Source organism: Marinobacter sp. (assembly GCF_041690455.1).
In the GTDB taxonomy this organism is placed as follows: domain Bacteria; phylum Pseudomonadota; class Gammaproteobacteria; order Pseudomonadales; family Oleiphilaceae; genus Marinobacter.
This window is the reverse complement of sequence record NZ_JAWLHI010000013.1, coordinates 19,559-31,548: the sequence shown is the minus strand read 5'-3', so window position 1 is coordinate 31,548 and position 11,990 is coordinate 19,559. Positions and strand designations below refer to the sequence as shown.

The following is an 11,990-nucleotide window of genomic DNA, read 5'->3' as shown; positions in this document are numbered from 1 at the left end:
TGGCTTAGAACGGCGCGTCGAGGTCTTTCATGCCGACATACACCGACTTGATCTGGGTGTAGTGAGCAATGGTTTCGCGCCCGTTTTCCCGGCCGATGCCCGAGAGCTTGTAGCCGCCCACCGGCATTTCCGCCGGGGATTCACCGTAGCTGTTGATCCAGCAGATACCCGCCTGGATCTGGTGGATGACCCGGTGCGCCCGACGGATGTCGTTGGTGAACACACCGGCTGCCAGGCCGGTCTCGGTGTTGTTGGCACGGGCAATCACCTCGTCCTCGTCGGAGAAGGTCAGCACCGACATCACCGGTCCGAAGATCTCTTCTTTCACGATGGTCATGTCGTCGGTGCAGTCGGTGAAGATGGTGGGCTCCACGAAATAGCCACCTTTGGAATCTTCCGGCTCGAAGGCCCGGCCACCATGGCTCAGGGTCGCGCCTTCGGCGAGGCCCTTGGCGATGTAATCCAGCACCAGATCCCGGTGCTTTTCCGAGATCAGGGCCCCGAAGTTGGTATCCGGGTCCATCGGATCGCCCGGCCTGATGTTCTTGCGGGTCCGCTCCAGCAGGCGCTCCATGAACCGCGGGTAGATGTCCTCGTGCACGAACACCCGGGTACCGTTGGTGCAGATCTCGCCCTGGGTGTAGAAGTTGCCCACCATGGCGGCGGAGATGGCGTTCTCCAGGTCGGCGTCGTCAAAGACAATCAGTGGGGACTTGCCGCCGAGCTCCATGGTGACGTCCTTCAGAGTGGAAGATGCCGCTGACATTACCTTTTTGCCGGTGGCAACTTCGCCGGTGAACGACACCTTGGCGATGTCCGGGTGGTGGGTCAGCCACTGGCCGACTTCCGCCGCACCCTGGACCACGTTGAAAACGCCAGCCGGCACACCAGCCTCCACAAAGATTTCCGCCAGCTTCACGGCGCCCATCGGGGTTTCCTCGGAGGGTTTGAAGATCATGGCGTTGCCGCAGGCCAGGGCCGGAGCCGACTTCCAACAGGCAATCTGGATCGGGTAGTTCCAGGCACCGATGCCGGCGCAGATACCCAGCGGCTCGCGGCGGGTGTAGTAGAAATCGCCACCCAGGTCCTGCTGGTTGCCCTCGATCGAGGGCGCCAGGCCGGCGAAGAATTCGATGGCGTCGGCGCCGGTGACCACATCCACGGCCTCCGCTTCCTGCCAGGGCTTGCCGGTATCCCGCACTTCCGCGGCCGCCAGCTCGTCATTGCGCTCGCGCAGCAAGGCCACCGCTTTCAAAAGGATGCGGCTGCGCTCGATGGCCGGCATGGCGGACCACTGGGCAAAACCGGCCCGGGCACTTTCCATGGCCGCCTGCTGAACGGACTCATCCGCCACTTCCACTTCGTAGATGACCTGGCCGGTGGCCGGATTCACTACCGGGAAGGTCTCACCGCTGGTGTTGGCCAGAAAGCGGCCATGCACAAAGTTCTGAACCACAGGGACGTTGTTGGACATAGTGACCGGTAACCTCAATTCGCTGAATTCGTTGCCCCGGCCTTGGCCAGGGTGTCGTGAATAAACTGTTTGGTGAGCCGCTCGCCCGCCTCGAAGCTTTCCATCGGGTCCAGGCTCAGGGCACTTCGCAGCCAGAAACCATCGATCATTGCCGCGGTCTGCCGGGCGGCCTCGGTGGCCTGGCCCGTTGGCAACACCTGGGCGAAGGAATAGCGCAGGTTGCTGTACAGTCGGGCGTTGTTGATCTGCTGCAGGCGCTTGAGCCCCGGCTCATGCATGGAGCGGGACCAGAAGCTCAGCCAGGTCTTGGCCGCCAGGGCCGAGCGCTGGAATTCGGAAAAGTTGGCTTCCACGATGCAATCAAGCCGCTGCTCCGGCGAGCCATCGGTTTTCGCCATGCGCTCACGCAGTTCCTTGCCCAGCTGCTCGAGCAGGTAACGCAAGGCCGCCTCGATCAGGCCCTGCTTGCCCCCGAAGTAATGACTGATGATCCCCGAGGACATCCCCGCCCGCTTGCTGATGCTGACGATGGTGGTGTTCTGCATGCCCAGCTCGGCGATGGACTCCATGGTGGCGTCGATGAGCTGCTGCTTGCGGGTATCTTTCATTCCAACTTTTGGCATGGCGATTCCGCGTGTTCCCGATGATTTCCGTGTCGAAAACAGGCTCTGATTTCTGCCTGTTTTTTATTAATTGAACGTTCAATTAAAATAAAGGCTACAGAAACGTGACAGGAATTTCAAATTTGCTCAAAAAAAGAGCGGCCGTTATTGGCCGCTCCATTGTTTCTCGATCAGGGTTCTTTCCGCATCAGGGCCAATGGGCGGCCCTTCCATGAGTCGATCCAGCGTCTCATCCAGGACACGACCTCCAGTCGCGGTCTGATAGGTCTCCGCTGAGGCGCTCACCTCCACATCGACTTTCGCCACCTGTTGCCAGTCGCCGGCACCGGTGCGGCAGGCGATCTGTTCGGAGGCATGGTCAGCCTTCTGCACCAGGTACTGCCGGCACCAGTCTCCGTCCTGGTTCCGGAAGGTCAGCCTCGGCGTCACGGTGGTATCGTCAATGACATGGGGCTCACCGCTCGGGCGCGTCTCCAGGGCCTGAGCCACCTCCGCCCAGCCGGCCTCTTCGCCGGGGCCTGGCACGGCCAGCCACTGAGCGAGAGCAAACCCGGCAATCACGGCTGCGGCGACAGCTTTGCCGGTATGCTCCCGCACCCGGCGCCACCAGGGAAAGGCAATGACGTTGTCCGGCTCGCCGCCGACAGCTCCGGACGGCGCATCGGCCAGCAGCCGGGTGACCGCCTCGGGCATCGGCTGGTCATCGATCGCGCCATAGTGGGCCTGCAGTTCGGCATCCACCGACGCCAGCTCCGCCAGCCTTTCGGCCAGCGCCGGATCGGCGGCCAGCTCGTCACGCATCGCCTGCATTTCTGACTCGGGCAGTTCATGGTCCAGGAAGGCAGACAGGGTCTCGTCGGTAATCTTCATGATTCGGTCCTCATGCTTGCGGGTGCCAGTGCAGCGCTCAATGCCGATCTTGCCCGGGCGAGCCGACTCATCACCGTACCCTTGGGTACCGACAGGATCTCGGCCACGGCCTGGTAAGACAGGCCCTGGATCGCCACCAGGGAAATGATCTGGCGCTGATCTTCCGGCAGCCGGGCCATGGCCGCATACACCCGGTTCCATTCGATTTTCCGGGTGGTCTGACGCTCACCATCGACAACCTGACCGTCGGTCAGCTCCGGCTGCTCCGCCGCCTCCCGGCGAACCTTTCGGGCCCGGCATTCGTCTATCCAGACATTCCGGCAAACCCGGAACGCCCACCTGGTCAGGTCCGCGTCCTCGGGCATGTCCCGGGCCAGCAACCGTTCCACCGTGTTCTGGAGCAGGTCGTCGGCATCGGGCATGGAGCCGGTGAGCGAGTAGGCAAAGCGTCTGAGCCTGGGCACAAGTTCAGTGATTTCCTGTCGCATAGCGCTCTTTGCTGATACGTGTTACCAGTACAACGAGCCAGAAACCGTTTTATTCCATAGAGAAAGGAATTTTTTCCCGACCCGGTCGTTATATCGAATGAAACACTTCCGAATCCGGACAGACACGATGAAGCACTCCCGAAAGATCCATTGGCTCCCCGCACTTGCCCTGGCCTCTCTTGCTACCCCGGTCCTGGCGCTGGGTACCGGCAGCGTGCTGGAGGGTGCGGCCGGGCCTGTAACCCGGCAGGTGGAACAGAGCGCAGAACGGCTCGTGGAACGCAGGATGGCCCGGCAGGTCGGGGACCGGGTGGAAACCGCGACTAAAACCCTCCGTAACCCCCTTGAAAACCTGCCCCCGGAGCTTCCTGTCCTGACGGAACAGGGCGAGGTGGCGTTTACCGAGGTTGCCGTCGAAGATGGCGGGCGTGCGGTGGAACGCCAGTGGCTGTTCACCGGCACGGACGAGGAAATCGCCCGACTCGATCAACCCGGCATTACGCTGCTCAAGCGTCAGGACCTGGGGGGACTGGGCCTGAACCTTGTCCGCTTCCGGGTATCGCCGGAGCTGGACTCCCGGGAGGCTCTGCGATCAATTCTGCCAAAGCTTGCGGACCGGCTGGACCGGAACCACATCTACAGTCCCCAGGCTGACGGGCCACCGCCGGAGCCGCAGGCGCGGTCGCCCCAGTGGCAGAGTCTGTGTTCAGTCCCGGTCCGGGTCGGAATGGTGGATACCTCGATTGCCTCCGGGCATCCCGCGTTCCGTCAGGCCCGCGTGGTGCAGTCCCGTTTCCTGGACGTCGACGGTGTGAAAAGCCAGCTTTCGCAACCACGCGCCCACGGAACCGCCGTCGCGAGCCTGATGGTGGGCGACCTCAGCGGTGACTCGCCCGCCCGCCTGCCCGGGGCCACGCTGTTCAACGCATCGGTGTTTTTTGACCGGAACCGGAACCTGTCCGGTGCCACCCTGGGACATCTTCTGCAGGGCCTGAACTGGCTGTCGGAACAGGATATTTCCGCTCTGAACATCAGCCTGACGGGGCCGGATAACCGGGTGCTGGCAACCGTTATCCGCAACCTTCTGGATCGCGACATTGTGCTGGTGGCGGCTGTGGGTAATCAGGGCCCGGCGGCGCCACCGCTGTATCCGGCAGCTTACCCCGGGGTCGTCGGTGTTACCGCGGTGGACGATTCGCATGAGCTCTATCGGTGGGCCAATCGTGGCAAGCAGGTGATGTTTGCGGCCCGGGGCGTATTGGTTCCGGTCGCTGCTCCGGATGGCGGGATGACCTCAGACAGCGGCACCTCTCTGGCTGCGCCCGTGGTTACCGCCGCCCTCGCCTGCCGTCTGACCAGCCTCGGGAAAGAGGATGCCATACAGGCCCTGATCGGCGAGGCCCGGGATCTGGGTGAACGTGGCCGTGACCCGGCCTTTGGCCACGGCTTTCTCGACTACTGACCGGTGCGGGTCAGAAGCCCGCCCTCAGGGTGACCCCGGCCACGGTCCTGTCGTAATCCGCCGAGTCCACGTTCGAGGTGTGATTGCCATGACTGATGCTGGGTTCAAGGCTGAACACGTCGTTCAGACCGATGCGCCAGCTGGCCTCGAAGATCGCCGCCTTATCCGCCCGCTGGCTTGATGTCCGCTCTGCCAGATCCCCGGTCAGCGGGTCCGTAAGCAGCGGATCGGAGCTGCTGATGATCACCTCGTCATATTCCCGGTCCTCGTAACGCCAACCCAGCCGGAAACGATTATCTTCTCCACCGAGGACAAACTTGTGCACCAGCGCAAGCCTGACCCGCACCAGGCGGTTGTCGTAGGCATCCGCCTCGGCGTCCTCCCAATCCCCGTCGAGCCCGAACAACACGTGACTCCGAGCCTGATTGAAGAAGAAAAACGCATCCAGGCTGGCGCCGCGGATGTCCGAATCCCGGGCATCGCTGTCTTCGAAATCCTTGCCCTTGTCCTGCAGGCTCACCAACAGGTAGACGTTCTCGCCCAACAGGCTCCCCAGATAAACACTGCCCCGCCGGTAATCCAGGAAAGGGTCGGAACCCAGGGTGGCCCGGGAATAGTGGTAGCTGGCACCCACAGTGACCGGATCGAAATCATAGCTCAGATCCGCGGAGGCGAGATGGATATCCTGGTCGAACCGGTCGAAGGTCCGGTACCGGCTACCGGAAGCCGAGTAGCCCAGGGTCAGGTTCAGTCGTTCTGCCGGTTTCAGCACGGCTTCCAGGCCGGCATCGTAAACCCAGGCCTCGTCGCTTTCTCCGGAAGCTGAGTTCAGCTCATCAACCGTCAGGTTACTGTCGTGCTCATAGCCACCTTCCAGGTAGCCATTCAGGTCGGCGCGCTCTGAAGCCTGGACTGCCAGTACGGGAGAAACCAGCGCCAGGGTCAGTGCGGAAGCTCGGTGTATCAGTTGCATGTCTGTACCTCTCTGCCAGAAAAAAGCCGGGCCACTTCAGGACCCGGCCGCGCTTGGGTGAGTGCTTACAGAACGCCGCCGGTGGCGGAGCCCTGCACCGTGCCCTTCACGGTGTTGCTAACTTCACTCTTCACGCTATCGGAGACAGACGTGCCGATTTGCTGATTGGTTTCAGCCCGGATTTCGGCCTTCCGGGCCTCATTCATGCGCTCCTGCGCCTGCTGGCGCTGTTCATCCGCAGTGGAGGCAGCGGCTTCGGCCGTGGCGTTGGCTGTGCCCCGGACCTTCTGACCGGTTTCGACGCCCACCTGTACGGCCTGATTGGTGTTCTGGCGCGCCTCGCTGCTGGCCGCCTGGCCCTGTTCGGATGCCTCGTCGCGAACCGACTGGCCATTGGCGCTGCCTTCAGCCGAAGCGGATCCGCCGCCCTGGACCGAAACACCATTCTGGGCACTGGCCTCAGCACTCATGTTGGTCTCGGCCTGCATACTGGCATTGGCGGAACCGGAGCCTTCGGCTGCCAGTGCACCGGTGGAAAGGATGGAACAGATTGCGAGGGTCAGTACGTGTTTTTTCATGGTTACGTCCTCCTGATTTGCCCGTTTCGGGTTGCTTTCATCAGGAGGACGGCTCAGGAAAGAATTTATTCCTTACGGCGGTAATTCGGGTCTGTCCAGCACTTCGGCAGGGGTTCCCCGGAGGGAAATACCAGTTCGGATTTCCGGAAGGATTCCGGGTCCTGCGCTTCCTCTCCGTAGTGAAGACTGCCTCTGATGGAATCCAGGTGAGGGTCGAACAGGGCGGCGCTGTCCAGCACTTCAATCAAGTGCCCGGTGGCTTTCTCGGCAACGAACATGGTCGAACTCCTTCTCGGGGGATTATCCCTAAACTTAACAGAAGACCCCACAGTCTGCTTATTTCCGGTTTCCAGACTGTTTCCGTGGCCGGCCATACATGACCCGCAGTTCATCCTTCGCCTGCTCCAGCCGATGCCGTTGCTCTTCAGGAAGATGTTTGCCCGCACGGTTGATGTAGAACGTCAGCATCGACATGGCGGAGCGGAAAGGTTCGGATTTCCGCCGTGAACTCTGCTCCGCTGAACGCTTCAGGGATAACGCAATCTCCTTCGGATCCTCCAGGGTAAAAACACCGTCCTCGAGGTCCAGCGAGTCACTGGTCTCCGTCACTTTCTGTGACCATTTACCTGCCGGCTCACTCCGGTCTTGTTGTGAACTCATGATCCCCTCCTGCGTGCGTTACCCCACCCGCTCTTCGGCAGAAACGGTGTAGCCGGATACAGACTGTAATGTAGTCCGGCCGCGGTATTGGCGGCCAGCGCAGCAAAATGATGTGGAAGGAACATCCGGCCTCGTGCACCATGGAGGTTGGTGTCTCCCGAGGGTAAACGGCATGCCGATAATTGGATGGATCATTATTCTGCTCGCGCTGGCCCTGATCGTTGGCAGCCTCATGTTGCTGCGAGATTCTGCCCATATGCGGCTTCCACCGGAAAAACTGGAGAAAATCCGCAAGCGCAAAGAGGAGATGGAAGCCAAAGACAAGGCCGAGGGCGAAGACTGAAGGTGCGACAAACCATCGCAGGCAATGACGAACCCTCTATCCTCCAAGCATAATCGTCATTCTCGTTTTCGCCGGTGAACGCCGGCAAACCCGGACCCACAACAACAATGGTTACTTGCTATGAAACGTCCCGTCAGAATCGCCATCACCGGCGCCGCCGGCAGCATCAGCCATTCCCTGCTGTTCAAGATCGCCACCGGTGAAATGATCGGCCAGGACCAGCCGGTTATCCTGCAACTGATCGAAATGCCACAGGCCATGGAACCGCTGCGTGGTATCGCCATGGAACTTGAGGACTGCGCGTTCCCGCTGCTGCACAGCATCAGCCTGCACGATAACTTCGAGGAAGGCGTAGTCGGTGCCCACTATGTATTGCTGATCGGCGCCAAGCCCCGCGGGCCGGGGATGGAGCGTAGCGAGCTGATCGCCACCAACGCACCAATCTTTGCCCACCAGGGCCAGGCCATCAACAAGCTGGCCAACCGCGATGTGAAGGTGCTGGTCGTCGGTAACCCGGCCAACACCAACGCCCTGATCGCCAGCCGCAACGCGCCGGATCTGTCACCGGCGCAGTTCACCGCCCTCACCCGCCTGGACCACAACCGGACCCGGGGTATCCTCGCCAACCATACCGGCGCCAACCCCAAGGACATCCGCCGCGTCACCGTCTGGGGCAACCATTCCTCCACCCAGTTCCCGGACCTGCACCACGCCACCATCTACGGCGAGCCGGCGCTGCCGCAGGTCGACCAGGACTGGTACCGGGACACCTTCATCGAGAAGATCCAGAAGCGGGGCTCCGCCATCCTTGACGCCCGCGGCCACTCCAGTGCCGCCTCCGCCGCCCCGGCCATCCTCCACCACATGCATGACTGGATTAACGGCACACCGGAGAACGACTGGGTCAGCATGGGGATTGTCAGTGACGGCAGCTACGGCATCGAGAAAGGCATCATTTACTCGTTTCCCGTACGTTGCGATTACGGCCGCTACCAGATCGTCCAGGGGCTGAAGATCAGTGAGTTCGCCCGCGAGAAGATGAACCTGTCCGAGCAGGAACTTCTCACGGAGATGGACACCGTGAAGGATCTTCTGCCTAAGGAAACCGGAGAGTCCCACCGCAACCTCTCCGTGTGCCTGCGCTCGGGAACCACCCTGTACGACGACGGCATCTCACTGCCGAAGAAGCAGTACCTGCAGACCGATCGGGTGCGTTGATCCCCGCCTCGGCCCGGGTAGAACCCGTACCCGGGCCGAGCTGATCATTTTTTCACCACTCCTGCCTTGCTCTTCCCACCAGACTGCTATAGTGAACGTCAGTGGTTACAGAATTTAACAATTCCGGATGCACCACCACATCACAGGAAATGTCTGGGAAAAGGGAGTTCATTCATGAAGCCGCACAATCACTACGCACGCACCCTCATTCTGCTTGGATTGACTGCCACGCTCATCGGCTGCGCCGGTCCCGGCCCAAGACCGGATAGCCAGCTTCAGTGGGCGGACACCTCTATCCAGCAGGCAGAAGCTGCAGATGCCAGAGAATTCGAACCCATATTGCTGAACGAGGCTCAGAACAAGCTGGCCGATGCCCGTGAGCTGATAGACCGGGAGGAGTACGGAAGAGCCGAGAGGTTACTGGAACAGGCCGCCGTTGATGCCCAGCTGGCGGGCGCTCGGGCCGAAACCGAGAAGGCAAGGAGGGCTGTAGCGGAGATCAACAGCAGCATCGAAAACCTCCGCAAACAAATGGAAATGAACCAATAGGAAGCCCGGAATAAGGAGATTGATATGAAGATCCGTACACTTTCTACAGTTATGGCGGCCGGGCTATCCACTTTGATGGTTGGCTGTGCCAGCGCCCCCGAACAGAACGCGAAAGTCGAAGAGGCTCGCCAGGCTTACAACAGCATCTCGGGCAATCCTTACGTAGCGCGAAGCGCCGCAACAGAACTTCGTAATGCCAAAACTGAGCTGGATCGGGCGGAAGCCTTGCTGGAAGACGACGCCGACATCAGTCAGGTGGAACACGTGGCCTATCTTGCAAACCGCCACGCCCAGATTGCCGAACAGCAAGGGTTGCGCGCAAAACTGCAGGAAGAAATCAGTACTGCGGAGGAGCGCCGTCAGCAACTCATGCTGGAAATGAGTACCAGCGAAACAGAAGCGCTCCGGGCGGAAATGGAGGCCCTCCAGGCCGAGCAAACCGAGCGCGGTATGGTCCTGACCCTGGGCGATGTCCTGTTCGACCTCAATAAGGCCGATCTGAAACCCGCCGGTATGCGCACCGTTCAGCGGCTGTCCGACTTCATGATGGAATACGGGGACCGCCGGGTGAGGGTCGAGGGCTATACCGACAGCACCGGCTCGGAGTCCTACAACCAGGACCTGTCTGAGCGACGAGCCATGGCCGTGCGTGATGCGCTGACCGCCGAAGGCATTGCCCGCAGCCGGATCGAAGTCATGGGCTATGGCGAGGCTTATCCCGTGGCATCCAATGACACCAGTGCCGGGCGACAGCAGAACCGGCGGGTGGAGATTGTTATCTCGGATGAAAACGGGGTCATTCAGACACGCTAGCCGCTGCACTGAACCCCAATGGCCCGGATCACTTGATACACGTCAATTCCAAGACACCAACGAGGTATCAAACGTGTGAAAAGCTCATTGGGGTTCTATTCTGCAAAAGAAGGCGAGATCACTTATTCGCCAATTTATAGATTGATCAGAGTGTTTTTCAGGAGGGAGCCTCAGGATGAAAACACGATCTGTTTCTCGGCACTACTCGCTTTTCCCGCTGGCGCTCGGCGCCGCCATGGCCGCAACCGGCGCGCATTCGGCGACCCTTACTGTAAACACGGAAATTGACGTTTTGAATGCGGGTGACGACCTGTGCTCACTGCGCGAAGCCGTGATCGCCATCAATACAGCGGGATCTGAAGCCAGCGACTGTCTGGCAGAAGGAGCTTACGAACCCGGTGACAATACCATCATCCTGCCAGAGGGGACGTACCGGCTGACACTGCCTGGACTGGATGAGGTGCCCAATACCAGCGGAATAGAAGCACCAACCGTAGACAACATCCCTGATGCGACGATTGGCGATCTCGACCTGATTCAGAGCATGACCATTACCGGAGCCGGCTCCGACACGACCCGAATCGAGTGGGACCCCGCAGCATTGACAGAACTGGAAACAGATCGGATTTTCCACATCTATACCACGGACGTTAACACCACCAACGTCGATGTGAGCATTCAAGGCGTCACTTTGGCGAGCGGGCAGACGTTCGAGAATAATTTGGGCATAGCGAACCCGACTCCTGACACGGGTGATTCACCTACCTACTACTACCTGCGCAGGGCTGGTGGCGCACTGGCGCTCGGTGCGGCGGCGGCTGTCGTTGAGGTTGATCCGAATCTCGAAGGTTCCGAAAACGCCAATGCTGGAGGCACAGGTGGATCCACCGGCGGTGAGGAAGGGGGTACCGAATATTCCCTCTCCCTATCGGACGTCGTGGTTGACGGAAACAGCGCACAGGGCGACGGTGGCGGGCTCTACCTCGCAGCAACAACCACAGCGACCAACATCGTGGTAAGCAACAACACCTCCGGCACGAATGGTGGCGGCCTGTACAACGAAGCAAACACAACCATCACCAACTCAACCATCCGCGACAATAGCGCCGAAGGCGGCGGCGGCATGTTCGTCACTGGCGCAACACCAATCTCTCTGACCGGCGTGACTCTCACCGGCAATGAAGCGATTGGCGGCGGTGCCATCAGCAGCCGCTCTGGCGCGACAGTCAACATGCTGAACTCCACCATCAGCGGCAATCTGGGCTCGGATGTCGGCGGTGGTCTGTACACCAACGGCTCCGCGAATCTCAACTTTGTCACTATTGCCCGGAACATCGCCAATGCGGATAGCCAGACCGCGGGTTCGGGTATCAACACCTTCCCGGCGGGCGGCGGGACCGTCACGCTGAAGAACGTGTTGCTGGAAGGCAACCTAGCTGGTTCAGATGAGGCGAACCGGGTCCCCGCTAACTGCGGGAAAACGGGAAGCAACACTTCTGTAGCCTCCCTAGGCTATAACCTGAGCAGCGATAACAGTTGTGTGACCAACGTTGATTGGCTAAATGACACGAACGACACCAACAACGTTGATCCGAAAATTGAGGCACTGGCAGACAACGGCGGGCCTACACTGACCCACGCACTTCAGGAAGACAGCCCGGCACTGGGCGCCGGTATTGCGACGGCTGGAGTGACCACAGACCAGCGCGGCGAGCCGCGGGATGCCACCCCCGATATCGGGGCCTTCGAGTTGCCCGCTCCGGAGGAGCCCATTCCTCCTGAAGAGCCCACAACCCCGACCACGTCCAGCGGTGGCGGCAGCGGTGGCTGCACCGTGAATCCCCATGCTCCCTTCGATCCTCTGCTGCCCGGCCTTGTGGCTGCCGCAATTGGTGGGTTGATGCTGCGTCGTCAACGCAGGGGCCAAAAACTCAGCTGA

14 protein-coding genes are annotated in these 11,990 nt (G+C 60.6%); 6 read left to right on the top strand and 8 right to left on the bottom strand.

Going from position 1 to position 11,990, the window contains the following annotated elements:
* Positions 1-4 precede the first annotated feature (4 nt).
* The 4 genes from betB to ACESMW_RS04835 form a co-directional block, all read right to left on the bottom strand.
* A complete protein-coding gene (betB, locus tag ACESMW_RS04850; protein WP_372985929.1) occupies positions 5-1,474 on the bottom strand; it encodes a betaine-aldehyde dehydrogenase in 1,470 nt (489 codons plus the stop codon).
* Positions 1,475-1,488: 14 nt separating this feature from the next.
* Positions 1,489-2,097: a transcriptional regulator BetI gene (gene betI, locus ACESMW_RS04845; protein ID WP_372985928.1), complete on the bottom strand. Its 609-nt coding sequence runs from the start codon at positions 2,095-2,097 to the stop codon at positions 1,489-1,491.
* A gap of 144 nt (positions 2,098-2,241) precedes the next feature.
* Positions 2,242-2,967 carry a hypothetical protein gene (locus tag ACESMW_RS04840; RefSeq protein WP_372985927.1) on the bottom strand — a complete coding sequence of 242 codons (726 nt, stop codon included), beginning with the start codon at positions 2,965-2,967 and terminating at the stop codon, positions 2,242-2,244.
* Entirely contained in the window at positions 2,964-3,455 is a 492-nt protein-coding gene (locus ACESMW_RS04835) for an RNA polymerase sigma factor (RefSeq protein ID WP_372985926.1), read from the bottom strand. Before ACESMW_RS04835 ends, ACESMW_RS04840 begins: the two co-directional genes overlap by 4 nt.
* Positions 3,456-3,582: 127 nt before the next feature.
* Between ACESMW_RS04835 and ACESMW_RS04830 the strand changes: the two genes are divergently transcribed.
* Positions 3,583-4,917, top strand: coding sequence for a S8 family serine peptidase (locus tag ACESMW_RS04830; RefSeq protein WP_372985925.1), 1,335 nt, complete (start codon positions 3,583-3,585; stop codon positions 4,915-4,917).
* A 10-nt stretch (positions 4,918-4,927) separates the two neighbouring features.
* On the opposite strand, the gene ACESMW_RS04825 is transcribed toward ACESMW_RS04830, so the two are convergent.
* The 4 genes from ACESMW_RS04825 to ACESMW_RS04810 all read right to left on the bottom strand — a co-directional run bounded on the left by ACESMW_RS04825 (position 4,928) and on the right by ACESMW_RS04810 (position 7,128).
* Positions 4,928-5,890 carry a hypothetical protein gene (locus tag ACESMW_RS04825; RefSeq protein WP_372985924.1) on the bottom strand — a complete coding sequence of 321 codons (963 nt, stop codon included), beginning with the start codon at positions 5,888-5,890 and terminating at the stop codon, positions 4,928-4,930.
* 65 nt (positions 5,891-5,955) lie between these two features.
* Positions 5,956-6,468, bottom strand: coding sequence for a hypothetical protein (locus tag ACESMW_RS04820; RefSeq protein WP_372985923.1), 513 nt, complete (start codon positions 6,466-6,468; stop codon positions 5,956-5,958).
* A 65-nt stretch (positions 6,469-6,533) separates the two neighbouring features.
* Positions 6,534-6,746: an acetyltransferase gene (locus ACESMW_RS04815; protein ID WP_372985922.1), complete on the bottom strand. Its 213-nt coding sequence runs from the start codon at positions 6,744-6,746 to the stop codon at positions 6,534-6,536.
* Between the two features lie 58 nt (positions 6,747-6,804).
* Complete coding sequence (locus ACESMW_RS04810; RefSeq protein WP_372985921.1) at positions 6,805-7,128, bottom strand: DUF3175 domain-containing protein; 324 nt, start codon at positions 7,126-7,128, stop codon at positions 6,805-6,807.
* Positions 7,129-7,300: 172 nt separating this feature from the next.
* On the opposite strand from ACESMW_RS04810, the gene ACESMW_RS04805 reads away from it, so the two are divergent.
* From ACESMW_RS04805 to ACESMW_RS04785, 5 genes are all read left to right on the top strand, one after another.
* Positions 7,301-7,471, top strand: coding sequence for a DUF2897 family protein (locus ACESMW_RS04805; protein ID WP_372985920.1), 171 nt, complete (start codon positions 7,301-7,303; stop codon positions 7,469-7,471).
* Between the two features lie 120 nt (positions 7,472-7,591).
* Positions 7,592-8,689, top strand: coding sequence for a malate dehydrogenase (locus ACESMW_RS04800; RefSeq protein WP_372985919.1), 1,098 nt, complete (start codon positions 7,592-7,594; stop codon positions 8,687-8,689).
* A 174-nt stretch (positions 8,690-8,863) separates the two neighbouring features.
* Complete coding sequence (locus tag ACESMW_RS04795) at positions 8,864-9,238, top strand: DUF4398 domain-containing protein (RefSeq protein WP_372985918.1); 375 nt, start codon at positions 8,864-8,866, stop codon at positions 9,236-9,238.
* Between the two features lie 24 nt (positions 9,239-9,262).
* Positions 9,263-10,051, top strand: a complete 789-nt coding sequence (locus ACESMW_RS04790) for an OmpA family protein (RefSeq protein ID WP_372985917.1) — start codon at positions 9,263-9,265, stop codon at positions 10,049-10,051.
* Between the two features lie 175 nt (positions 10,052-10,226).
* A complete protein-coding gene (locus ACESMW_RS04785; protein ID WP_372985916.1) occupies positions 10,227-11,990 on the top strand; it encodes a choice-of-anchor Q domain-containing protein in 1,764 nt (587 codons plus the stop codon).

Coding starts and splice junctions, on each gene's coding strand:
- betI (WP_372985928.1), bottom strand. CDS start 2,097: ATGCCAAAAGTTGGAATGAAAGATACCCGCAAGCAGCAGCTCATCGAC.
- ACESMW_RS04830 (WP_372985925.1), top strand. CDS start 3,583: ATGAAGCACTCCCGAAAGATCCATTGGCTCCCCGCACTTGCCCTGGCC.
- ACESMW_RS04825 (WP_372985924.1), bottom strand. CDS start 5,890: ATGCAACTGATACACCGAGCTTCCGCACTGACCCTGGCGCTGGTTTCT.
- ACESMW_RS04785 (WP_372985916.1), top strand. CDS start 10,227: ATGAAAACACGATCTGTTTCTCGGCACTACTCGCTTTTCCCGCTGGCG.
- ACESMW_RS04790 (WP_372985917.1), top strand. CDS start 9,263: ATGAAGATCCGTACACTTTCTACAGTTATGGCGGCCGGGCTATCCACT.
- ACESMW_RS04835 (WP_372985926.1), bottom strand. CDS start 3,455: ATGCGACAGGAAATCACTGAACTTGTGCCCAGGCTCAGACGCTTTGCC.
- ACESMW_RS04815 (WP_372985922.1), bottom strand. CDS start 6,746: ATGTTCGTTGCCGAGAAAGCCACCGGGCACTTGATTGAAGTGCTGGAC.
- ACESMW_RS04820 (WP_372985923.1), bottom strand. CDS start 6,468: ATGAAAAAACACGTACTGACCCTCGCAATCTGTTCCATCCTTTCCACC.
- ACESMW_RS04800 (WP_372985919.1), top strand. CDS start 7,592: ATGAAACGTCCCGTCAGAATCGCCATCACCGGCGCCGCCGGCAGCATC.
- ACESMW_RS04805 (WP_372985920.1), top strand. CDS start 7,301: ATGCCGATAATTGGATGGATCATTATTCTGCTCGCGCTGGCCCTGATC.
- betB (WP_372985929.1), bottom strand. CDS start 1,474: ATGTCCAACAACGTCCCTGTGGTTCAGAACTTTGTGCATGGCCGCTTT.
- ACESMW_RS04840 (WP_372985927.1), bottom strand. CDS start 2,967: ATGAAGATTACCGACGAGACCCTGTCTGCCTTCCTGGACCATGAACTG.
- ACESMW_RS04795 (WP_372985918.1), top strand. CDS start 8,864: ATGAAGCCGCACAATCACTACGCACGCACCCTCATTCTGCTTGGATTG.
- ACESMW_RS04810 (WP_372985921.1), bottom strand. CDS start 7,128: ATGAGTTCACAACAAGACCGGAGTGAGCCGGCAGGTAAATGGTCACAG.